Here is a 22,082-nt window from a genome sequence, read left to right as displayed (position 1 = left end):
TGATTTAGCGAACGAGTGCGCGACGGCGAAGCCGAGTCCTTTAGGGGTCTTGGGCGGGGCTTACAAGTTCTGCCGTGAAACGACAGAATCAGCCCCTTGGGTTTCCCTCAATGAGCAACTCGTTCAAGACAGTAATGACCGTGAGATTCGGCGAGGTTTCCTCGCCTTGAAGAATCGCGGTGTTGACACCTGGATGTTGCGGTTCGGAGCTTCTAAGCTCTAAGCTCTAAGCTTAAAAGCAAATTTTTACTGCTTAACAACTCAACAAAATATCTTTTCAGCATTACACATTCAGCAACGCCCAAATTTTATCAAGTTGGTTTTTGAGATTTTAATGAAATGAAAAATTGCCGAAAATACAGACTAAGATGAGGAAAAAGGAAAAAATGAATCTCCTCATTCCTTATTCCTTAGTCCTCTTTGCTCACTTAAAGCTCACCGCGAATATCTTCGACAATCCCATCTCGGATAACTACTTCTACATTGAGTTTCTGTACTAAGTTATCTCCCTTTTCCACACGGAAGAAACTTTCCATTTGAGCTTGTACTACTTCTTGATTCAATTCTAAAGTTTGTACTTGTTGTAGCTGTTGCAATAGTTGATTCTTTTTATTGAGCAATTCTCCTTTTTTTTGGTTAACTTGACCTTGGATATTTTCCATTTGTTTAATTACCTGGGGACTGCTAGGGTTTTTGCTTTGTTTTTGAATGTCCCCAATAGCATTTTTTCCTTGTGCTTCTAACTGTTGAATTTGTTTATCCAGTTGGTTAACTTGATTTTGTAGCTGTTGTTGCACTTCTTTTTTCCAGCGATCGGTTACAATCGCTTTCACGGTAATGGGACGCTTGAGCATTAAGCTAGAAGTGACTACTTCCATATATGAACTCCTTACAATTCCGATATCTTGATCGATCACAAACTCAAGATTAACAGTTTATATTTGTAACTGTAAGTGGTAAAACTTTCTAATGATCGCTTCTTCTATATTTGTTAATCTTTGCCAAATCGTTCACAGTGAAGATAGAGCAAGATACAATACTTTGTCAGGATTCATAAAAATATAGATAAATTCATGACTGCAACTAACGATAAGGCGATTGTTAAAGAGTATTTTAATGCCACGGGGTTTGATCGCTGGCGCAGAATTTACGGTGAAACGGAAGATCTTAATAAGGTACAAAAGGATATCCGCATCGGACATCAACAAACTATTGATACGGTGATTGATTGGTTAAATACAGATAGTAATTTAGCAGGTATCTCTGTCTGTGATGCTGGTTGTGGCGTTGGTAGTTTGAGTATTCCTCTAGCGGAAGCTGGTGCGTTAGTTTCTGCTAGTGATATTTCGGAAAAGATGGTAGGGGAAGCGAGAGAAAAAGCTCAAGCATTGTTACAAGATAGTAGCAATGTCAATTTTGAGGTGAAAGATCTAGAATCTTTGAGTGGTAATTATCATTCCGTAATTTGTCTGGATGTTTTGATTCACTATCCCACAGAAGATGCGACAAAAATGATTGCTCACTTGGCTTCTTTATCAGAAAATAGATTGATTCTGAGTTTTGCACCTAAAACTTTGGGTTTAACTATTTTAAAGAAAATTGGTGAGTTTTTTCCTGGTCCTTCTAAGACTACCCGTGCTTACCAACATCGGGAAGATGAGATTATTCGTATCTTGCTAGATAATGGCTTTCATATCGAACGTAAGGGTATGACTAGCACCAGTTTTTATTATTCTCGAATTTTAGAAGCAGTAAGAGATTAAGTAATAGGTAATGGGTAATGGGTAATGGGTAATTTATTTATTATTTATTGTTTCTACCTTTACCTGTTTTCCTTAATTGAATTTATTTTCTAACATTTTATTGTTCTTGCTTTCGACTCCTGATTTTTGATATGTCTAATTTTATCGCTACAGAACCTTTAGGAGTTACTGGTGAAAAAGGAGAGCAAATAGTTTGGAATAGCATTAAAAGTGTTTTTGCTGAAAGGGATTGTTTAGCATATTGGCGTTATCCAATTTTTGATAGTCAAACTCGTAAAGAGCCTGATATTTTAATTGCCGATTATGATTTAGGTTTGATAGTTATTGAAGTTAAAACAATTAAGATTAATCAGATAGAAAATATTCAAGGATATCGTTGGCAATATAAAAATTTTTATACAGAATATGGTAATCCTTATCAGCAAGCAACCAATCAATTATTTAGTTTATTGAAAAAATGCGATCGCGAACCTATTTTAACACAGCAAGTTACAGCAAGGGTTTTAATCGCATTACCTGATATTACGGAGCAGCAATGGCAAGATAAAGGGTTTCATCTCTTGCTGTCTAATCCGCCTATTTTATTTAAAGATAGTTTAGCTAATAGCGCAAAAAGTTATCAGATAATTAATCAAGCACCTTATATCAGACAAGGTAATAGTTTAACAGTAACGCAATGGGAATTACTACAGGCAATTTTAGCAGGTACACCTGTATATTTAGAAGACAAACCCAGAGATAAGACGAGAAAAGCTAATCGTAGTATTATTTTACAACAAGCGCGATCTCGCTTATCTGAATTAGATTTATTACAAGAGAAAATTGCCAAACAAATTCCTCCAGGTATGCAAAGAATTAGAGGGGTAGCTGGTTCGGGAAAAACGGTTTTATTATGTCAAAAGGCTGCCTTGATGTCTCTTAAGTATCCCAATTGGAAAATTGCTTTAGTATTTTTCTCCCGTAGTCTTTACGATACGATTACGAAACAAGTTGATAAGTGGATTCGTTATTATAGCCAAGATCGACAACAATATAATTTAGAGAAGAGTAATTTAAAAATTATGCACGCTTGGGGAAGTAAAACCCAACCAGGATTTTATAGTACAATTTGTAAGTTGGCTCATAAATATCCTCTCAGTGTTAATAATACTATCAGCAAAAAACCCAATGAAGCTCTTGCAGAAGTTTGTACTCAACTACTAGAAACTACGGCGATTACTCAATCCTTTGATGCTATTTTAATCGATGAAGCACAAGACCTTATAGTAGATAATTGGCGATATCAAGATAAACAACCTTTTTATTGGTTAGCTTACCAAGCTTTACGCCCTGTAAGTCCCATTAATCCCTCACAAAAAAGATTAATTTGGGCTTATGATGAAATCCAAAGTTTAGATAGTTTAAAAATACCTGATGCTGTAGAGCTATTTGGAGAAAGCTTAGGACATTTAGTAACAGGAAAATATAGTGATGAAATACATAAAACAGAAATATTAACCCGTTGCTATCGTACACCACAACAAATTATTCTAACAGCAAATGCGATCGCTATAGGATTATTGAGAAAGAAAGGACTGTTAATTAAGTTAAGAGATAGTGCAGAATGGCTAACTATTGGCTATGAAATTATAGGAGAATTCAAACTAGGACAAGAAATTACAGTTAAGTATAATTCTATCTATGCACCAAACCCGATAGCCGAACTGTGGCAACAGAATATAATCGATTTTGAAAAATATAGTTCCAGACAACAAGAATTGACAGTTTTAGCAAATAATCTAAATTACAACCTCAATCGAGAACAACTGCAACCTTCTCAAGAGTTATTAGTAATTGTTTTAGGCAGTTATCAAGAAGCTATTGAACTACAACAATTAGCAGCAAAATTTTTAATGCGCCAAGGCATTAATGTCTATATTCCTGGCAGTAATACTTATAACTTTATACCAGATAATAACAAAGACAATAACCCTAATTTATTTTGGCATCCAGGCGCAGTTACTATTTCCACAATTCACCGCACAAAAGGACAAGAAGCTGACTTGCTTTATCTTATTGGCTTGGACAATATAGCTAAAAATGAAAGTAATATATATCTTCGTAATCAATTATTTATCGCCCTAACTCGTACAAGGGGCTGGGCTTATCTTAGTGGTATTAGCGACTATGAATTTTATTCAGAACTCACAGCAGTAATCAATAGCAAAGATACTTTGAAATTTATCTATCAAGAAGATTTTAAAAGAGAAATTGGAATTGGCGATCGCACTAGCATCTTAAAAGGTTATGCTATGGGTAGAATGAACTTTCGCTATGCCAATTTACAACAAGCAGATTTATCTCATAAAAACTTAGCCAATATCAATCTCATTGCAGCAGATTTATCAGGTGCAAACCTCACTAATACTAACTTATCTGGTGCAAAATTAATCGAAGCTAATTTAACAAATACTAATTTAACTAATGCTAACTTGAGCCACGCCAAATTAATGGGTGCCAATTTAAAGAACGCCATTCTTTCAGGTACTAATATTCATCAAGCTGATTTAACCAATATTATTTTTTGATTATTAAAATTCTTTTGAAAAGCATTTTTATCTTAAATACCTGACACTTCTTTTGACAATCATTTACTATCGCTATTCGAGAAACCCTATCTAAAAAGTTCCACTCATACTAAATCCTATTCCTCAAGGTTATGTATGAGAATTCTCAAAAATCTCCCCAAGTCCCTAATCCCCTAAGTCCCCAAGCCAAGAAAAAAAGTACACTCTATCAATCGGATTTAGTATCAATTAAAGCCCAACTTCAATGAGCCACAAACTATGAAAAAATTATCAGTAACACCTAAACATAGACAATTTCTTGGTTCCGAAGCCATTACCACCTATTCAGAGGCAAAGACGGTAATTCTTCCCATTCCTTACGAAAAAACTACCACCTACCGTAAAGGTTGCGAAAATGGCGCATTAGCTATTATTGAAGCCTCCGATCAATTAGAAGCCTATGATGACGAGTTAGGCAAAGAAACTTGCATCGAAACAGGAATTTACACTCAAAAAGCGATCGCGGATACCCGTGTCAATCCTACCATTACCCCAGAAGAAATGCTAGCTGCAACCACCGAAGCAGTTTCCCAATTGATTCATGATGGTAAATTTATGATTGCTCTTGGGGGAGAACACGCCATTACAGAAGGAGTAGTTAAAGCCTATCAGAAAGCTCTCAGTGACTCATTTACCGTAGTGCAAATTGATGCTCATGGAGATCTGCGTTTTAGCTACCAAGGCTCTATATATAACCATGCTTGCGTGATGCGCCGTATTTTAGACATGGGCTTGCCCACCCTTCCTGTTGGTATTCGTAGTATCTGTAAAGAAGAGGCAGAATTAATTGCAGCGAGAAAAATTCCTGTGATTTATGCCAGAGAGATTTATTACGATCGTAATTGGATGGCAAAAGCGATCGCAAATATGACAACAAAACGAGTTTTTATCACCATCGACCTTGATGGGCTAGATCCTAGTTTACTACCTGGAGTCGGCACACCAGAACCAGGAGGCTTAAATTGGTATGAATTAACTCAATTTCTCAAACAAATATTTTTGCAGAAAGAAGTTATTGGTTGTGATGTAACCGAACTTGCTCCTTTACAAGATTCTGTAGTATCCCAATTTACAGCAGCCAAACTGGTATATAAATTAATTGGCTACCACAGCTTAGCCTAACAGCATTATAATTAGCTATTTGCAGCTTTGAGAAATCACTCGTAAATTATTAGTAGTAATATGAACTGGTATTTTTAGGGACTTACTATTTTATGAAATTAAATAGAGAACTTGTGGGGAATCATGCTCCAGACTTTGAATTACCAGGAATCGATGGCGAAGTATACCATTTAGGTCGTTATCGGGAAAACTTTCAAGCTATAGCCGTCATTATGATCGGTAATCAATGCCCTCAGACTATTAAATATTTAGACCGACTCAAAGAAATTCAAGCTCAATTTGCTTCAAAAAAATTTACTATTGTAGCAATTAATTCTAATGACTCTGCCAATAATTTAAAAGAAAGCTTTGCCGATATGAAAGCTTTTGCAGCAGATAACGAGCTTAATTTTCCCTATTTATGCGATCCTAATCAGGATGTGGCAAAGTCTTTTGGGGCGCAAGTAAGTCCTGAAGTTTTTCTACTTGATAATAACGCTGTAATTCGCTATGTAGGGCAAATTGATGATAATGCAGACTCTTCTGAAGCAGTTCAAAATCAATATCTCAAAGATAGTATCTCTAACTTACTCTCAGAGAAAAAAATCACTACAACTGGTACCAAACCCGTGGGTACTCCTATCAAGTGGCGCAAAAAATAAGATATATAAGATATCAAGTTAATAGTTAGTGATTGGCGGTTAGTAGCTTTATTGTTGGTTACTCGTTACTATTTCTCTTTGATAATTAATCATTTCTCTGACTCGGTGATTCTTAGCTCACTGACTTCCTTACAATATGTCAAGTAAAACTGGTATCTTATGGGGAGGAAAAAACAAATAAAGATCGAGGTTATTGTTCCAAAGGATGAGTTACCAGAGGGTTTTACTAAAACTGAGTGGCGAAGCTTTAATGGGAGATTTAGGTTACGGCATCGATCCCAAAATAGTCGCCGATATTGCTCAGGAAATAGCACAAGTAGTGAACAGTGGTGTGCAAACTGCAATTGTTGTCGGTGGTGGCAACATTTTTCGTGGAATGAAAGCCTCTGCTGCTGGCATGGATCGAGCTACTGCTGATTACATTGGTATGATTGCTACTGTCATGAATGCGATGACTTTGCAAGATGCTCTAGAAAGGATTGAAATCCCTACCAGAGTCCAAACAGCAATCGCTATGCAGGAAGTGGCAGAACCTTATATCCGTCGTCGAGCAATTCGTCACCTCGAAAAAGGTCGAGTTGTCATCTTTGGTGCTGGTTCGGGTAATCCCTTTTTTACTACCGATACCACCGCAGCCTTAAGAGCAGCCGAAATTGATGCGGAAGCTATTTTTAAGGCGACTAAAGTAGATGGCGTATATGATTCCGATCCCAAAGAAAACCCTAATGCTCATCGCTATCAAAGTCTGACTTATAATCATGTTTTAGCGAACGAATTAAAAGTAATGGATAGTACAGCGATCGCTTTATGTAAAGAAAATGAGATTCCCATTGTGGTTTTTAATCTTTTAGAAAACGGAAATATTACCCGCGCTCTTAAAGGGGAACCTGTCGGTACTGTTGTAGGAGGTCATTATGAAGTTAACTGATATCAAAGAAAATATGCAAAAGACGATTGAAGCAACTCAACGGTCTTTTAACACCATTCGTACTGGTCGTGCTAGTACTTCTCTGCTAGATAGAGTAACGGTAGAGTATTACGGCACAGAAACTCCATTAAATACTCTTGCTAATATTTCAACCCCTGATTCGACTACAATTATGATTCAGCCCTACGATAAGGGTAGTATGGCGCAGATAGAAAAGGCAATTTCCATGTCAGATATTGGTTTAACTCCCAATAACGATGGTACAAATATTCGTTTAAATATTCCTCCTCTGACTAAAGAGCGTCGTAAAGAGTTAGTAAAAATGACAGGAAAGCTAGCTGAAGAAGGTAAAGTCGCCCTGCGTAATATTCGTCGTGACGCTATTGATAGTATTCGGAGACAAGAAAAAAGTAGCGACATTTCCGAAGATGAATCGCGAGATTTACAAGATGAAGTTCAAAAAGTTACTGATGACTATACAAAAAAAATTGAGGAGCTCTTAGCGGTTAAAGAAAAAGAGATTACTACTGTCTAAATCAATTTAGAGAAAAATAGGGAGAAAACAAAAGGCAACAGCACAAGTTAAATTAGCTTGATTTAGTTAAATAGTTGAATTGTTGGGGTTTGGTCTTAATTTACCAAATCCTTGTCTTTCGGAGCGACTATTTGCTATTTCAAACACAATCTACAATGCCTAAAATTAAGTCTGCTACGCTCCTACAATAGTAGTCACCTACGCACAAACATACCCGAATGGGCAGTTAATCAGTTTTAAACTACTTTTTTACCCCTTTTAAGCGGGTGACGCGATTCGAACGCGCGACATTCACCTTGGCAAGGTGACGCTCTACCACTGAGCTACACCCGCAAACTATTTTTGTTCACTTTTATAAGTATTACCCAATAATTTGGGCTTGTCAAGCTTTTTTCTGAACAATTGCAGAAAGTCTCCTTTTCAAAGTTAGAGCGATCGCGATTGTTAAGAATCTTTAATTAATACCGTTTTCTTAATAGTGTTAACTATGCTTTAGTTTGTTTTATACAAAGTTTCTTAGCAGAAAAACCAGAATCAGTAACTCTATTTAATCACTGACTTAGTCTTCAATGCGTAGTTCCTTTATCGAAAGATTTGCAATATTTAATATTATAAAGTATGCAATTAATTATTGATTTTAAACAAGAAATTATTCGATCAAAAATTTAAAACCTGATAGTTAGTTTCTTCACTTAATTAAACAGGAAATAGTAAATTTTAAAGGGAAAATTTACCTCATATTAATTTCTATCTGTAATTTGAATCTGATAACTATTATTGATATTTTCTTGATAAGAACCAATCCAAATTCTATATCTACCAGGTTTCCATTGTCCCTCTATCCCAGGATTGACATTATTGTAATCATCATTGCACCAGACTCCACCAGGTCCTTCTACAATAATCGTTGTATCAATAGAGCTATCTACTTCTATTTTCAAAAATTCAAAAAAATTACTCAGTACCAAGACATGATTTGGTTTATTGCTCACAAAACCATTGCAAAAACCAGTCGTAGTACCTTCAGTTTTAACTACCTCTATCGCTTGAAGTTTTCCACCACTTATTCCTTCTAAAATTAAAGGGTCGGGTTCAAAGCGATATCCTAAAGTAATCTTTTTACCTACTGACTGTGCCAAACTAGGGTTTAATAATGCACAACTCAAGATAGCACTAACTAGCCCTAGCATACTTAATTTAACGATACTTCTCTTTGCGATCGCTCTTGCCTTCATAAATCTTTGAGGTAGTTTCTATTTTGAGAACTCATTGATACCAGATTGCTCTAGTTTCCAACATAATCCTACCTGACGTTACGAAGATTTACCTTGTTCCATATCATAAAGAAGTTAAAAAACCGAGAGTACTTTTTACCCTAGCCAGGGTAGCATCAGCTACTTCACTAGCTTTTGCTGCGCCATCGCGTAAAACAGAATCTAAATAAGTGCGGTCATCCATGATAGATTGATATTTTTCTTGAATGGGTTGCAAAGCAGATATAGTAGTTTCTGTCAACAAGGGTTTAAACTGTCCCCATCCCATATCCTGACATTCTACAGCAACTTCTTCTTGGGTTTTTCCTGACAATAATTGATAAAGGGATAATAAATTATGGCATTCTGGACGTTCGGGATTATCAAATTCTAATCCTTTAACGGGGTCAGTTTTGCATTTTTTGATTTTTCGTTTAATTTCTTCAGCACTATCCAGTAGAGTAATGCGACTTAACTCTGAAGGATCGGATTTGGACATTTTTCTCGTACCATCAGTTAAGCTCATTACTCTGGCACCTTGTTTGCGAATCAAAGGATCGGGTAATTTAAGTACGGGTTCTTTTTTATTGCCAAACTTATCGTTAATCCGAATTGCAATATCGCGAGTTAATTCTAGGTGTTGTTTTTGATCTTCCCCTACAGGTACTTTATCCGCATCATAAAGTAGGATATCCGCAGCCATTAAAACAGGATAGTCTAACAAGCCAACGCTGACGTTTTCTCCCTGTTTAACCGCTTTTTCCTTAAACTGGATCATTCTTTCTAACCAGTTAAGAGGAGTGATGCAATTAAACAACCAAGTTAATTCACTATGAGCAGCTACATGGGATTGCACGAAGATAGTAGAGTATTCTAAATCAATTCCACAAGCTAAATACATAGCAGCCGTAGTTAAGGTATTACTTGCCAACACTTTAGTATCCTGGGGTACAGTGATCGCGTGTAAGTCTACAACACAGAAAAAGCTATCGTATTCTTGCTGGATTTCTATCCAATTACGAATCGCTCCTAAATAATTACCTAAATGTAGGTTTCCCGTAGGCTGTACTCCAGATAATACTCGCTGCTTACTCATTGTGCTTTCAATTTGGCTTACTTAAAAAAAAGTTAAAATATTTCCCACAATAAAGCAAGTATTGCATTAAATGGCTATCTTAAATTGGAATTGTTCACAATGTTATCGAATAGTGGAAGCTGGTGTAGGACAATCTCTTTATAGTTGTAAGCTAGGCTGGTATTTAGCCTATAGTTGTAATAATTGCGGAAATATTATTGAATTAGATTCAGCACCGCCAATTCCTCAAGATATTAGAAAAGCTATCTTAGAACAGTCAGGCTATTATCAATTAACTATTACTGATAATCGGGAAAATAGAATAAAAGCAGCACAATGTTTTTATGGTTTATTTAATTTATCTACCTCTCAAGCTTTAAATTTAGTAAAAAAAGTAATAGCTTATAATGGTGTGCCAGGTACAGATGTAGAAATGGAGTATATAGCTAAAGAACTTAAAAGCTATGCTGTTAAATATTCAATAAATAAAATTGAAAAATCGAAATTCTATATAAATTTTACAGAGATACCAAGTATCAAATAAAAAAAGCAATAAGGTAATACAGAAAAACAGGCAACACTAACCTGAATATTAAAATCAAAATAAACTAAGAAAATGTATATATAGAGAAAGAAAAAGTATTTCAGGGTGAGCAATGCCCACCCTAACTGTGGTGTAGTCGATCTATTTTAAATCTAAACTAAGAAACAATCATGAATTACTCAAACATTTGTATAGACAAAGATAAGATACCAAAAGAATTTTCTTATATTCTCAAAACATCATTTTTAGTGCAGGCTTTACAAGAGGCAGAAATTACAACTCATATTGATCTCAAATTTGGATTAGGTCATCCTTTTTTTTAAAGCTTTTATTGGCTAGCTAATCAGAATGTTCACTACGAAAGATTTTACATTAGGACTGGTGTGGTGAAATCTTATTTTCGTCGCGAAGCCCAAGAAAGAATGCACGCAAAAGTTATTCCCGAATTTATTCAGTGGGCTAAAGAAATTATTATGTTACCTGATAATAGTACTCAGTTATCTCATAATCTTCATTTTTACAAAAAGTGACTTCTATCGGTATTGATTTCTTACAAGAAAAAGTTAATTTTTCTTCATTATAGTTATAGTTACCCCTTTAATTTTTAAAATTAACTATTTGTCTAAATATCTAACAAGGCAATAGATAACATTGATATATAAAATAGCTAGAACGGAAGAACATTACCAAAAAAGCGATCGCTTTTAGATAATAATTGAACCCTGGTTTATTCAAAAAGGAGTCACTTAGTAAAACTTCACAACTTAAATACTTATGGTACTATCTGGATATTTGCAAGGAAACTTGACAAGATTTACGTCAAATAATCCTTCGTGGTGTGTAGGAGTTGATATTAAGTGCAATCCAATTTTTCTCACAAACAGCCTTTCGCTCATCCTCAACCTATTCGTATGGGAGTTATTGGGGTGGGTAACATGGGAAGGCATCATACTCGTATCTTGAGTCAATTTAAAGATATCGAGTTAGTAGGTGTCTCAGATACCAATATCGAACGAGGCTTAGAAATCGCTAGTCGGTATCGTACTCGTTTTTATGAAAACTATATAGAATTACTTCCCCGCGTAGATGCAGTGTGTATTGCAGTACCCACTAAATTGCATCATCAAGTAGGTTTACATTGTTTACAAGCAGGTGTTCACGTTTTATTAGAAAAACCTATTGCAGCATCTATTTCCGAAGCGGAATCTTTAGTCAATGCAGCAGCAGAAGCACAATGTATTTTACAAGTAGGTCATATAGAAAGGTTTAATCCTGCATTTGTCGAATTATTTAAAGTTGCTCAAACAGAAGAGATTTTAGCTGTTGAATCTCGCAGAATGAGTCCTTATTCTCAGAGAGCTAACGATGTCTCTGTGGTTTTAGACTTGATGATTCACGATATTGACTTATTACTAGAGCTTACTTCTTCTCCTGTAGTGAGACTAACAGCTAGCGGTAGTAGTGCTTCTGATTCTGGTTATTTAGACTATGTAACTGCTACTCTTGGCTTGGCTAATGGAGTGGTTGCAACTTTAACTGCTTCTAAAATTACCCATAGTAAAATTCGTAGTTTAACAGCCCATTGCAAGAAATCCCTCATTGAAACTGATTTACTCAACAGTAATATTTCTATTCATCGTTATCCCACAGCAGATATATTTTCTAACAAAAATCAAAAACTTTATCGTCAAGACGGCATTATAGAAAAAGTCTATACCAATAACGTCGAGCCTTTATATGCAGAGTTAGAACACTTTGTTAGCTGTGTTCGTGGTGGTGAACATCCCTCTGTGGGAGGAAAACAAGGTATTCAAGCTCTCCGTTTAGCTAGTTTGATCGAACAATTGGCTTTTGATGGTAAAGTGTGGCATCATTCAGATTCTCAACCTACTGTAGAATCTCCCACGATGAGTGTCTCTTAAACGATGAAGCATGAAGCATGAAGCATGAAGCATGAAGCATGAAGTAGGTAATGGGTAACGGGTAATAGGTAATGATTTTTACTTGCTACTCGTTACTTAAAATCTTCCCTCTGCTTCTCCTGCTTTCTCATTCCTTCTTTTTTAAAGTCTCTTGAATTGTTTTAGTTAGCTTTTTGCTTACCATGGTTTCTCCTTGGGGACTGAGGTGAATATGATCTCGATATAAAAACTCTGGCTGGGGAAAATCAGCGAATATAGGGAGGAAATCAATATAAGTTATTTGTTGTTGGTTAACTAGTTCTTGAACGCGATTTCTGGCTCTTTCTTCATAATCTCGCGAACCTTCTTTTAACTCTCGTAATAGGGGAGTAAAAGCCAAAATAAATTGCGTATTATTATTATCTGCGATCGCTTTTATTTGAGCAATAGCTTCTAAGTTAAAACCTACTCTGTCTCCTGCTTCTTTTTTGATTTGTTCTAATTCAGGAATTAGCTCAGGCTTTTTTAGATATCGCTCATACAGTTCGATTAAAGCCAACGGAGGCTTACTATTTGGATACTTAGTATCTTTACCTACTGATATTGAGTTAGGTGCAGTACCGAACAAATCATCGGTATTGATTACTAAAACTAATACGTCAGCTTCAAATAAACCAAAGCGTTTTACATAAGCAAGCTCATTGCGAGGATTCCAAGAATTTGCTGAAGCATTAAATACTTCTATTGCCTCATTGGACGAACTAATTGTTAATTCAGCATTAATCAAAGCCGATAAAATATTTTTTTGATTTGTCCACCAACCGCCATTAACAATCGAATCTCCCAGTAAAAATACTCTGGTGGTATTTTTTGCTTTTTTTTGTGCTATTTCCGCGCTCCGCATCGAATATTGATTAATTTTTATTTGATTTCCTCTGCGACGAGTCTCTTGATTAGGAGCAAGTAGATAACCAATTTTTTCATCAGCTATGTATAGTGGAGGGTTGCCAAAACCTAAAAAAAGTCTTAACCCACTTTCAATTACAAGAGTAATTCCCGCTAAGCTAGCAATCAAAATTAGTAGTGTTTTCATGGAATATTGGGGATGATCGGCGATTTTTAATTTTAAGAAATCCTTATCCCTAACAGCAAATCTTCGCAATATAATAAAAATGCCAAATATATTTTTGTTACATAATGCGATCGCTTATTTAGGAGTGTGTGAGATGTCTGACTTAAATCGTGGAATCATGAAATTTAAAGGCGCAGATAAGCCCGTAGTGGTTGCTGTGTCTGCTGTCCTAATCTTGTCTAGTATTATTGCCTTAATTGTCTGGGCTTTAAGTTCTGCCTATGCAATTTAGTACTCAGAAAAAAAATGACCAGCCCCTTGCAAAATTATTTAGGATAAGATAATATATGTAATTGTGAAAAAGAAAGGGTCGATGTCCGAGTGGTTAAAGGAGACGGACTGTAAATCCGTTCGCTATGCGTACGTTGGTTCAAATCCAACTCGGCCCATAACCAAAGAATCCATTGATTCTTATTAAGTGTAAGCTGATCTTGCTACTTACACTAACTTACAGGGATAAAATTATTATTCTGAGATATTAGGTATTTAAAATAACCTATATCAAGTGTCAAGGCAGCTACTTATACCTGAACTCTTCAGTTCATCGAAGTTATTGAGTATGATGAGATACCTTAAATTCCGACACTAACTCTCAGTAATCAATAGAAACCCAAGCAAGCAAGTTAATTTAATGGGTTTCATCGGGCTTTAACGGTCTAGTCAAATAACCCTTCTACATTGTGTCGGAAGGCAATCAAAGCATGAGTTTTGGTAAACTGTTTTAGGGTTTCCAGCAATTGGTCAGATATTTCTGGTGTAACGATAGTTTTGACTTCAATATTGGTATTATAACCAGCTATGTCTCCTGTACGTTTCCCATGACTACCTGCACCTTTTACTGGAACAATTGTATAGCCAGAGACACCCAATTTTATTAGGAGCTTGATTAGTCGCTCCTGTAAGACAGCTTCGCACACAATCGTGACCAAAATTCCCTTGTTAAAAGAAGAAGACATAATAACTCCTAGAACAGATATTGTTGACCAATTTCCTCCAAATATGCATCTTAAAAAGGATGTTTACCCATAAGTTCCTATTAACTATAAAGCTAGTCAAAAAATTTGAGGAACTTGTGAGTAATTGCCGATCTACCCAACCCCGCAATTAGACTGAATTGTTTAGCTGAATAAAGCTTTGACTGTCTAATCAAAAAAATCACTATGCGATCGCATAGTGATTTTTCCTAGTGAATAGTAAAAAAGTTCTTATCAAACAAAGACGGTTTTCACGACAAGTTGCCCCATAAAAGCTTGAAAATTTATCTTCAATTTGAATTACTTTATAGCGATCGCAAATATTTGCGATCGCCTTTGGAAATTTTTTGTCTGTTGATGATTTTGACTATTACCGTTACTGCTTAACATCGCCAAGATTAAACAAAAAAGGAACACCCGCTTGCTCTTTTCCTCCCATTACTAATACTTTAGGCATTTGAGACCCACCTTCTCTCCAGGCTTGAATTGCTTCTTTTTGTAAAACTAGCTGACCACCCTGGGCTTTGAGGGTTTCTGCTAGCAATCTTTGAGCTTCTGCTTTACCCTTAGCACGGTTAATATCAGCTTGTGCGGTTTGTTCTGCTTCTTGAGCCACATAAACAGCTCTTTTAGATCTCTGTTCGGCGATTTGTTTTTCTTCTACTGCCTTGGCAAACTCTGGAGAAAAGTCTAAATCAACTACACTGGTATCAAGCACAATAATTCCGTACTTTTCAAGTCTTTCACTCAAAGCATCATCAAAATCTTGCTTAAGTTCATTTCTTTTAGTGATCGCCTCTTCTACTGTTCTCCTCGCAGCAGCAATCTTAAAAGATTCCTGAGTTTGAGGGGCAATAATTTTAGAGACAATATTGGCTAATGTTCCTTGTTTCCTGCGGATCTCCACGACCAACAAAGGATCGAGGCGAAAGTTAATCGCAAAACGAGCGGTTAAATCCTGAAGGTCTTTAGTCGAACTTTGTGCTGGCACTTCAAATTTTTGTACAGTCAGATCGTAGATATCTACAGCAGAAACCAAAGGCGGTTTAAAATGAATTCCCTCCAGCAAGACTCCATCTCTGGCTTTTCCTAAGATGCTGAGTACCCCTGCCTGACCAGGATTAAGAATGACGAAACTATTAAGCCCAATAAAAAGGATCAATACTATCAAGATGGCAGGGGCTAAAAGCTTATCGCCTAGAGAAAATTGTTTTTTCAAGTTTTTCTTTCCAAAATGTTAATTAATGACAAGCAAAAATTTGTAGCAATTAATATTTTAATTGGGATTACAAATTTCTTGTTAGTTTTGACAACACGACTAACTACTAACTACTTAGCCTGTGGTCCATCATACCTCTTAGGGTCTTTTTTTTGCTTCTTAGTTCCATCTTGTTGTTTTTTAGGTTTTTTAGATTCTCTATTGCCTTTTTTCTTTTCCATGATAATTCCCTTCCTAAATTTAATACTTAAAGACTATGAGTGCTTCGGAGAGTTTGTTGCTTAGAGCTTTTAACCAAATTGGAGCTTGTAAAGTTTAAAATTGCTGCACTTGCTCATATTTCAGTTCGCTCAAGATTCTAACTTCCCTTTTGACGAACTAGCTTGAGTAGTTCTTTTGGTGAAGCCAATAAATCAACCGCTACAAAGAAAATTTGGTCTTGAGGCTCGAGCAAAAACCGCCAAGCAATGTTTATGCCAACACTAGAACCAAACCAAGGAGTTTGGACTTTGCCTGTAAGTTTAATAGAGGTATAACCCTCTTCCATTGATTCAATAGTGCCTTGTTTGGGCATTAATTTGAGTCCTTGGCATTCTTCCCGCATATAGGTGAGAATTGCTTCACGACCAATAATTGGTTTTTGAAAGGGCGGTTGTAAAGCACCATTGGGAGCGAATAAGTTAACAGCAGCTTCAAAGTCGTTAGCATTCATATTGTTGATGTAACTTAGCACTGCGGTGTTAGTTATGCCATCTATCTTCGCCTTAGTACGGGCTGCTATTGTAGTGGGAACAGCTATAGGTTCTCGAAATTTTGGGCGACTGCCAGAAGAATTTGAATCAAACCCCATATTAGCTACTGCATTTCGCAGGATGGTAATTTGCTGTCCTGCATCGGCATTTTCAATTTCCTGAAGCACGGAATTAGCCCGAGAAGAAAGCTTATAACCCTGGGGAATTGAAGCAACAAGTCCCTGTTCCATCCATTCTCCCAATTGATTCCAGAAGCCCAACTTGAGATTCGTAGTGAAGGAGCTATAAGAACGGCAGATGGGAGTGTCGGTATGATTTGCTAGATCGCACATAACTCGTGTTTGCTCGGCGGGAGACATCTGCTTAATCTGGTCAAGTAGTTTTTGAGCAAAGATCATACTGGTTGCGCCAGGAGCTGCAACCGTAATTGTTTTGCCCATTTCGGTATAGGCAAACCAGATTAATGCCAGTTGGTCTTCAGCCTTAAGTTGATTGAATTGCTCAATTGTAGTTGGAACAACGTTGGCAACTTCAGTATCTGAAAAGATAGACTGAGCAGACTTGATATTCATAGACATGAGATAGAGGCTCCAAAAGTGAATTTAAAGTGCATTATCATCGTTCATCAATCCTGAAAAAACACTATGAAGTGATATCTGCAATCAAACTGAGAACTCGTTATGTTAATTAGGTACTTAATCTTTTTCTACAGGCATAGACCACCAGCCTACAATTGGATATTTAGCCTTTTTCCAAGCAGTTAAACCACCGATTAGTTCAGAAACGTTTTGATAACCAAGTTGGCGCAGTTTGTTGGCTGCCACAGCAGCTTGCTCATTCGTCGCAGCATAAACATAAATATCGCGGTTCAATTCGAGACTGGCAAGAGTAAGATCGGCAGGCTCTTCCATCGGCATAGGAATAGAACCTCTGATATGAGTAATATTGAAGAGTTCTCTGGGTCTGACATCAATGATAGTTAGGGCTGGTTCTCCCCAATCAAGACGTTGTTTAAGAGTCCCAACACTAGACTGATTCTGAATCGGTTCGGGAATGGGAATGAAGTTGGAAAATATAGCCATGAGTTTCCTTTATTGATGTGCTGACTCAACCCTAAATACTTGCAAAGCAGGTTTAGTCAGTTTGTAATCATTGATCGATCGCTCTTTGAATTGATGTGTATAGCCTTAGCTTTAATAGATTTCAAGCACAAAAACGTTTTTTTTATTTTTGTTTAAAGACTTTTCCTTCATTTAAATTCCATTCTTGCTTTATAAAATGTTGATACATTTTTTCCCTAATCATCATTTGCTTATATAGCTTAATTAAGAACTCTTGAGATTGTTCGCGAGACATAAGCTGCACTTGGTCAGCAAAGCTTTTAAGTTGAAATTCCTGCTCTAGAGATAGTTCGATAGGTTGATTCATTACTGACTCCTGTGCTAGTACTAGGGCGAAAATTAGAGTATCAATGCTAGCTGGATATTTTAAGACTGGAACGAAATATCTAGCTCTGGTTTAAGTCTAGCTGACAGTAAATGCAGTTAATAATGTAGTGACAACAAGTAGCATAGCTCCTGCTCCCAAGAAGACATAACGCTTTTGTTGTTCTGGTGAGGGACAGTTTGCCAAGAACATACTGGGTTCAGTTGCATAGTTATTGATGATCCCTTCATCATCAACGGTATAACAAACTTCCAATGATTTATTCTGACGTTTATTAATTCCTTCTCGTTTACCTGTTGGTATCTCAGCGGGGATTAATTCACTTCCATCACTAATATGATGCCCCATTACCTTATCTTTTTTAAGGGTGATGGTATTGGAAATTTTTAGTTTGTTCATAGTAAAAGTATAACATTATTTTAAAAAATTTTGCTAATAATGATGTTATTTAGTATAATGTGAAACCTAAAATTTTCGACAATAACACTTCAGTAATGAGTGGAAGCGCAGACAAGAAATTTGATTCTTATCAAACAAAGACATTTTTTACTACAAGTTATGCCATAAAAGCTTTAAAATTTATCTTCAAGAAGACACCATCTCAATGTTACTTGCCCCGTTTCACGATCGTAAATATGTGTTGGCAGACAGGGATCGACTAATTCCATTCCTACTTTTTCTAATTCTAGATCGATCCTGTTTTGAGCTTTGGCGATCGCTTTAGATTCTGTTACTTCAAAAAAATCGGTGGGGTAAAAAATGCCATCACCTTCTCCAAATTTATGATTGTAACTGTTGCCATCAGGTAAAGAACAGTCCCATAAATACAAATACTTGAAACTTTTCTGAATTTTCTTACCGCGATCGCTAAGATATTTGCGATCGCCAAAGTAAATATCAGCCCAAGAACGACGAATAAATGCTTGATTTGCCGTCTTCCAAATGCCGATTTTTAATCCTTTATATTCGTGGATTTTGTGGTTTTTGATCTCTATTTCGTTCATTAGCTATGTTACTTAACCAAATCGACTAAAGATTCTGATTTAAACTGAATAGAACCTGAGCTTGAATAGCGATAATGTTCGCCAAGAAATACTGATAGTTTGATGTTGGATCGATCCGAAGTAGAAATGCGTTTTACTGTGCATACCTGCATTTTATTCTTGAAGTAGGCAATAATGCGATCGCCACTTTTAATATTTGATGCTTGAGTTTTCATATATATCACCTAGAGTTGAGATCGCTCTGATAGATTGCGACAGAAGTTATTCTTCTACATCTAATTCTTCATCTTGGTCTAGAATATCTTCAAATTCATCCGTTCCCTTATCATCGTGAAATATATCTGATTGATTAAGTATAAATCTATCAGTACTTTTAATCCACCCAAAAAGAGATTCATTTTCTCCCAGAGCAATAATCGATGCAGGTTCGCCCATCGGTTCTTGTTGAAGTGCAGGATTTTTAGATTTTTTAGTCATTTTTATTGTTGCTTCAAGTTTCATTTAATAAATTGCTTTTTGATAAAAGGTGAAGTCATTGCCGTCAACAGACTCCCATAATCTAGGTTGAAATTTACTCCCACTCCAACTTTTAAATAAGAGTTTTTGCAGTCGAGAACCACATGATCGCTACTAGCTCCTAATATTTCCAGATCTTGATTCGGACTTAAACCAGATATCAGAGTGTCCTGCTTTCCTAAAGCAATAATTGCTCTTCTGTGCCTTCCGCGATCTCGAAAAACGGGAATATTTCCGAAAGCATCCCGACCAATTTCGCCAAAGGGTAGAGAAGGCTTTACTTTCGATTCGATAACTTCTGCAATCAATTTAAAAGCATTGGTATGTAATTCTGGAATAGTTTGACCTTTGACAGTTTCACAGCCTAAAAGAATTGACTCTCCCAAACGCAGATTATTAATTCGCCCCACATTATTGGTAGACTTGTACCATTTATAGTTAGCAGAATTTCCCCCAGAAATTAAGGATAAGTTAATTGGAAATTTCTTTTCTATTTCGTCGGTTAATTCTGACAATTGCAGCATTTTTTGATTGTCAGGCTTAATGCCGCCATAACAAGCCAGGTTACAACCGAGTCCTATAATTTTGAGATGAGGTAAATCAAGAACTTTTTTAATGAAGAGGAAAATATCATCGGGAAGTATACCCTCTCGCAAGTCACCCATTTCCACCATTAAAATTATTTGATGAATTTTATTCTGCAAAGATGCGTAATAGTTGAGCTTCTCAAGGGTTTCAATTTCTGTATTGAGGCTAATATCTACATTTTCAACAACAGATTCTGCTTGACTTGGGGCAGTGCGGAGTAATACAAACTGAGCGGGTATTCTCGCATTAATCATCCTTTGAATATTTTCCAAACGAGAGTCGGCAATAAACTTGACACCTCCTTGGAGCATTGCCTCCGCAATTAGAGGCTCTCCCAATACTGCTTTAGAAACTCCCATTAAAGAGATACCTTGTTGTCCGTAAAGTTCGCATAACATTCGAGCATTATGCTCTATTTGAGATAGAGTAATTTCTATCCTGGGCATAAACGCTTTCATAGTTTTATCACAGCGTTTAGCGTCTACCCTGTGGTTAATAGAGGAGGTATTTGAGAATTCCGTTTATTTTGCCCACCGAGAGTAGGGAAAAGATTGTATAAAGCACGGATCAGTTTTGCACAGCCATAGGTCAAGACATCAGTAGTTGGTAACAAAAGACGGTCTTCATAGCTTTTAATAGTTTTCTGAACTTCTGTCTTTGTCAAATTTTCATGGCTTAAAGCGATCGCTATAACCTGAGATTGGGAAATCGCTTCAATCAGACGAATTTCACTGACAATAGTCGGCATTGATAGATGAGGAAAATCACAGCGAAATTTCCTTCCAGGAGGGTGTTGCAGAATAATTCCATCGGGCATACATCCTTTTAAAATACCGACAGAACTCATAAAAGCAGGATGAGAAACCGAACTTTGTCCTTCTACTAAAATAATATCGGGACTTTCTCGTTCAAAAGCTCGAACAACGGCATTTTCTATTTCTCCAATTACAAATTGGGACACCAGCGCGTCGATGGATACACCATAAGCTGCTCCTTGCATAATGGCTGTTTGCCCTGTGGCAACCAACACTGATTTGATTCCTAGATTATTTAAGGCTTTATTTAATTGCACTGCGGTAGTCATTTTTCCGCAAGCGCAATCAGTCCCTAAGATGGCTATTACAGGAACATTAACTTTAGCAATTTGCCCTGTAAAGACATGAAGGTCTTTTAATTTCGGCGGTTTTCTAATGTCTTGAATTTTCACCCCCCACCGACGAGCCATCTGGCTAAATTCGGCATCGTCAGAAAAGAACTCATGAAGACCATTAATGATATCCATTCCCTTAGCCATAGCTTCCAAGATTAAGGCTCTTTCAGCAACAGATATGGTGGCATCCAAGGGAGCTTTGCCATAAATATAGCAATCGGGAATGTCTGGTAAGTTATCTAAAGCCGACTGCAAGTTAGCAAAAATGGGAATATGGTTTTTTTGATTGTCTAATTGTTCTCCTGCATCTTTGCCAGCTAAGGAACTATCGATTACGCCCACAATGTTATAAGTTTCCGAGTGTCGAACTAACCCTGCTGCGGTTTTGCCGTCCATCAAGCCAAATTGATTTTCACAGTAAACCAAAGCTGTTTTTTCTACGATCGACATTAAGTTTATTTTTCCTAATTAATTAATGAAATCTCGATAGGCTGCGTTCATTTGTGTCCCCTATTAATAAAGTCAGTAATATTGTTGACTTATACAGCTTTGAGATATTCAAAGACATTTTTTCTTGGGGACTGAAAAGATAATTTTAGAAGCTATAAAATGGATAAAGTTAGGTAAAGAATAGGCAAATTATTGACAGAAGACAGCATCAACTATCTCCTAAAGATAAAGAGTAAAAATTTAGATTTGAAAAAAAATAATATTGAATTAAAGCATCCAAAAATTATTTTGCAATAATCTAATGGTAACAAGAAAATCTATATTAACACAATAAAGACACAAGTCTTATTGATATAAAAAAATCGTTGTTGAGATTTTTTACCTATTTTTTCTATGCTATATATCAGTAAAATTATGATTTAAAAGGACTGAAAAGATATTCGATAATCAATACAGCCTTGCCAAAATTTTCTGTAGTTTTTG

At 36.3% G+C, this 22,082-nt stretch carries 26 protein-coding genes and 2 tRNA genes; 12 read left to right on the top strand and 16 right to left on the bottom strand.

Annotated features, from left to right (window positions below; all coding sequences use genetic code 11):
• Positions 1 to 223, top strand: a 223-nt coding sequence (locus tag H1P_RS37500; RefSeq protein ID WP_222427087.1) for a hypothetical protein, incomplete at its 5' end; no start/stop codon positions are given.
• Positions 224 to 428: 205 nt separating this feature from the next.
• Here the strand turns inward: H1P_RS37500 and H1P_RS16620 are convergent.
• A complete protein-coding gene (locus H1P_RS16620) occupies positions 429 to 878 on the bottom strand; it encodes a YlqD family protein (RefSeq protein ID WP_144869351.1) in 450 nt (149 codons plus the stop codon).
• Positions 879 to 1,073: 195 nt separating this feature from the next.
• On the opposite strand from H1P_RS16620, the gene bchM reads away from it, so the two are divergent.
• The 6 genes from bchM to frr all read left to right on the top strand — a co-directional run bounded on the left by bchM (position 1,074) and on the right by frr (position 7,595).
• Positions 1,074 to 1,763, top strand: a complete 690-nt coding sequence (bchM, locus tag H1P_RS16615; RefSeq protein WP_144869348.1) for a magnesium protoporphyrin IX methyltransferase — start codon at positions 1,074 to 1,076, stop codon at positions 1,761 to 1,763.
• A gap of 131 nt (positions 1,764 to 1,894) precedes the next feature.
• Positions 1,895 to 4,330 (top strand): pentapeptide repeat-containing protein, encoded by a 2,436-nt coding sequence (locus tag H1P_RS16610; RefSeq protein WP_144869345.1) that lies wholly within the window; start codon positions 1,895 to 1,897, stop codon positions 4,328 to 4,330.
• Positions 4,331 to 4,588: 258 nt separating this feature from the next.
• Complete coding sequence (gene speB, locus H1P_RS16605) at positions 4,589 to 5,491, top strand: agmatinase (protein WP_144869342.1); 903 nt, start codon at positions 4,589 to 4,591, stop codon at positions 5,489 to 5,491.
• Positions 5,492 to 5,583: 92 nt separating this feature from the next.
• Positions 5,584 to 6,132: a thioredoxin family protein gene (locus H1P_RS16600; RefSeq protein WP_144869339.1), complete on the top strand. Its 549-nt coding sequence runs from the start codon at positions 5,584 to 5,586 to the stop codon at positions 6,130 to 6,132.
• A 205-nt stretch (positions 6,133 to 6,337) separates the two neighbouring features.
• Entirely contained in the window at positions 6,338 to 7,060 is a 723-nt protein-coding gene (pyrH, locus tag H1P_RS16595; protein ID WP_144869336.1) for a UMP kinase, read from the top strand.
• Positions 7,047 to 7,595, top strand: coding sequence for a ribosome recycling factor (gene frr / locus H1P_RS16590; RefSeq protein WP_144869333.1), 549 nt, complete (start codon positions 7,047 to 7,049; stop codon positions 7,593 to 7,595). Before pyrH ends, frr begins: the two co-directional genes overlap by 14 nt.
• A gap of 261 nt (positions 7,596 to 7,856) precedes the next feature.
• On the opposite strand, the gene H1P_RS16585 is transcribed toward frr, so the two are convergent.
• The 3 genes from H1P_RS16585 to trpS form a co-directional block, all read right to left on the bottom strand.
• A tRNA-Gly gene (locus tag H1P_RS16585) sits at positions 7,857 to 7,928 on the bottom strand.
• Between the two features lie 407 nt (positions 7,929 to 8,335).
• Positions 8,336 to 8,785: a hypothetical protein gene (locus H1P_RS16580; RefSeq protein WP_246141746.1), complete on the bottom strand. Its 450-nt coding sequence runs from the start codon at positions 8,783 to 8,785 to the stop codon at positions 8,336 to 8,338.
• Positions 8,786 to 8,933: 148 nt separating this feature from the next.
• Entirely contained in the window at positions 8,934 to 9,944 is a 1,011-nt protein-coding gene (gene trpS, locus H1P_RS16575; RefSeq protein ID WP_144869327.1) for a tryptophan--tRNA ligase, read from the bottom strand.
• 112 nt (positions 9,945 to 10,056) lie between these two features.
• Between trpS and H1P_RS16570 the strand changes: the two genes are divergently transcribed.
• The 3 genes from H1P_RS16570 to H1P_RS16565 all read left to right on the top strand — a co-directional run bounded on the left by H1P_RS16570 (position 10,057) and on the right by H1P_RS16565 (position 12,389).
• Positions 10,057 to 10,467, top strand: a complete 411-nt coding sequence (locus tag H1P_RS16570; RefSeq protein ID WP_144869324.1) for a hypothetical protein — start codon at positions 10,057 to 10,059, stop codon at positions 10,465 to 10,467.
• 386 nt (positions 10,468 to 10,853) lie between these two features.
• Positions 10,854 to 10,997: a hypothetical protein gene (locus tag H1P_RS36170; RefSeq protein WP_186375998.1), complete on the top strand. Its 144-nt coding sequence runs from the start codon at positions 10,854 to 10,856 to the stop codon at positions 10,995 to 10,997.
• Positions 10,998 to 11,378: 381 nt separating this feature from the next.
• Entirely contained in the window at positions 11,379 to 12,389 is a 1,011-nt protein-coding gene (locus H1P_RS16565) for a Gfo/Idh/MocA family oxidoreductase (protein WP_144869354.1), read from the top strand.
• A 127-nt stretch (positions 12,390 to 12,516) separates the two neighbouring features.
• Here the strand turns inward: H1P_RS16565 and H1P_RS16560 are convergent, their stop codons facing one another.
• The gene (locus H1P_RS16560; RefSeq protein ID WP_144869321.1) at positions 12,517 to 13,461 is read right to left on the bottom strand and encodes an SGNH/GDSL hydrolase family protein; all 945 of its coding nucleotides are present in this window, start codon (positions 13,459 to 13,461) and stop codon (positions 12,517 to 12,519) included.
• 79 nt (positions 13,462 to 13,540) lie between these two features.
• On the opposite strand from H1P_RS16560, the gene H1P_RS16555 reads away from it, so the two are divergent.
• Both H1P_RS16555 and H1P_RS16550 read left to right on the top strand, forming a co-directional pair.
• Positions 13,541 to 13,732: a hypothetical protein gene (locus H1P_RS16555; RefSeq protein WP_144869319.1), complete on the top strand. Its 192-nt coding sequence runs from the start codon at positions 13,541 to 13,543 to the stop codon at positions 13,730 to 13,732.
• A gap of 75 nt (positions 13,733 to 13,807) precedes the next feature.
• Positions 13,808 to 13,889, top strand: a tRNA-Tyr gene (locus tag H1P_RS16550).
• Between the two features lie 267 nt (positions 13,890 to 14,156).
• Here the strand turns inward: H1P_RS16550 and H1P_RS16545 are convergent.
• The 11 genes from H1P_RS16545 to H1P_RS16495 all read right to left on the bottom strand — a co-directional run bounded on the left by H1P_RS16545 (position 14,157) and on the right by H1P_RS16495 (position 21,599).
• Positions 14,157 to 14,456, bottom strand: a complete 300-nt coding sequence (locus H1P_RS16545) for a P-II family nitrogen regulator (RefSeq protein ID WP_144869316.1) — start codon at positions 14,454 to 14,456, stop codon at positions 14,157 to 14,159.
• Between the two features lie 394 nt (positions 14,457 to 14,850).
• The gene (locus tag H1P_RS16540; RefSeq protein WP_144869313.1) at positions 14,851 to 15,693 is read right to left on the bottom strand and encodes a prohibitin family protein; all 843 of its coding nucleotides are present in this window, start codon (positions 15,691 to 15,693) and stop codon (positions 14,851 to 14,853) included.
• A 358-nt stretch (positions 15,694 to 16,051) separates the two neighbouring features.
• Positions 16,052 to 17,023, bottom strand: a complete 972-nt coding sequence (locus H1P_RS16535; protein ID WP_144869310.1) for an orange carotenoid protein N-terminal domain-containing protein — start codon at positions 17,021 to 17,023, stop codon at positions 16,052 to 16,054.
• A 117-nt stretch (positions 17,024 to 17,140) separates the two neighbouring features.
• The gene (locus tag H1P_RS16530) at positions 17,141 to 17,527 is read right to left on the bottom strand and encodes a rhodanese-like domain-containing protein (RefSeq protein ID WP_144869307.1); all 387 of its coding nucleotides are present in this window, start codon (positions 17,525 to 17,527) and stop codon (positions 17,141 to 17,143) included.
• Between the two features lie 142 nt (positions 17,528 to 17,669).
• Positions 17,670 to 17,873 (bottom strand): NblA/ycf18 family protein, encoded by a 204-nt coding sequence (locus H1P_RS16525; RefSeq protein WP_144869304.1) that lies wholly within the window; start codon positions 17,871 to 17,873, stop codon positions 17,670 to 17,672.
• A gap of 96 nt (positions 17,874 to 17,969) precedes the next feature.
• Positions 17,970 to 18,239, bottom strand: a complete 270-nt coding sequence (gene psb34, locus H1P_RS16520; RefSeq protein WP_342799597.1) for a photosystem II assembly protein Psb34 — start codon at positions 18,237 to 18,239, stop codon at positions 17,970 to 17,972.
• Positions 18,240 to 18,463: 224 nt separating this feature from the next.
• The gene (locus H1P_RS16515; protein ID WP_144869299.1) at positions 18,464 to 18,895 is read right to left on the bottom strand and encodes a hypothetical protein; all 432 of its coding nucleotides are present in this window, start codon (positions 18,893 to 18,895) and stop codon (positions 18,464 to 18,466) included.
• An 8-nt stretch (positions 18,896 to 18,903) separates the two neighbouring features.
• The gene (locus tag H1P_RS16510) at positions 18,904 to 19,110 is read right to left on the bottom strand and encodes a hypothetical protein (protein ID WP_144869296.1); all 207 of its coding nucleotides are present in this window, start codon (positions 19,108 to 19,110) and stop codon (positions 18,904 to 18,906) included.
• 46 nt (positions 19,111 to 19,156) lie between these two features.
• A complete protein-coding gene (locus H1P_RS16505; RefSeq protein ID WP_246141744.1) occupies positions 19,157 to 19,372 on the bottom strand; it encodes a DUF3134 family protein in 216 nt (71 codons plus the stop codon).
• A gap of 20 nt (positions 19,373 to 19,392) precedes the next feature.
• Complete coding sequence (locus H1P_RS16500) at positions 19,393 to 20,457, bottom strand: alanine/ornithine racemase family PLP-dependent enzyme (protein ID WP_144869289.1); 1,065 nt, start codon at positions 20,455 to 20,457, stop codon at positions 19,393 to 19,395.
• A 23-nt stretch (positions 20,458 to 20,480) separates the two neighbouring features.
• Complete coding sequence (locus H1P_RS16495) at positions 20,481 to 21,599, bottom strand: N-acetyltransferase DgcN family protein (RefSeq protein ID WP_144869286.1); 1,119 nt, start codon at positions 21,597 to 21,599, stop codon at positions 20,481 to 20,483.
• Positions 21,600 to 22,082 lie beyond the last annotated feature (483 nt).

Origin of the sequence: Hyella patelloides LEGE 07179 (assembly GCF_900659865.1) — a bacterium.
Lineage (GTDB): Bacteria > Cyanobacteriota > Cyanobacteriia > Cyanobacteriales > Xenococcaceae > Hyella > Hyella patelloides.
The sequence above is the reverse complement of the archived record's forward strand: the minus strand, read 5'-3'. Positions and strand labels throughout refer to the sequence as shown.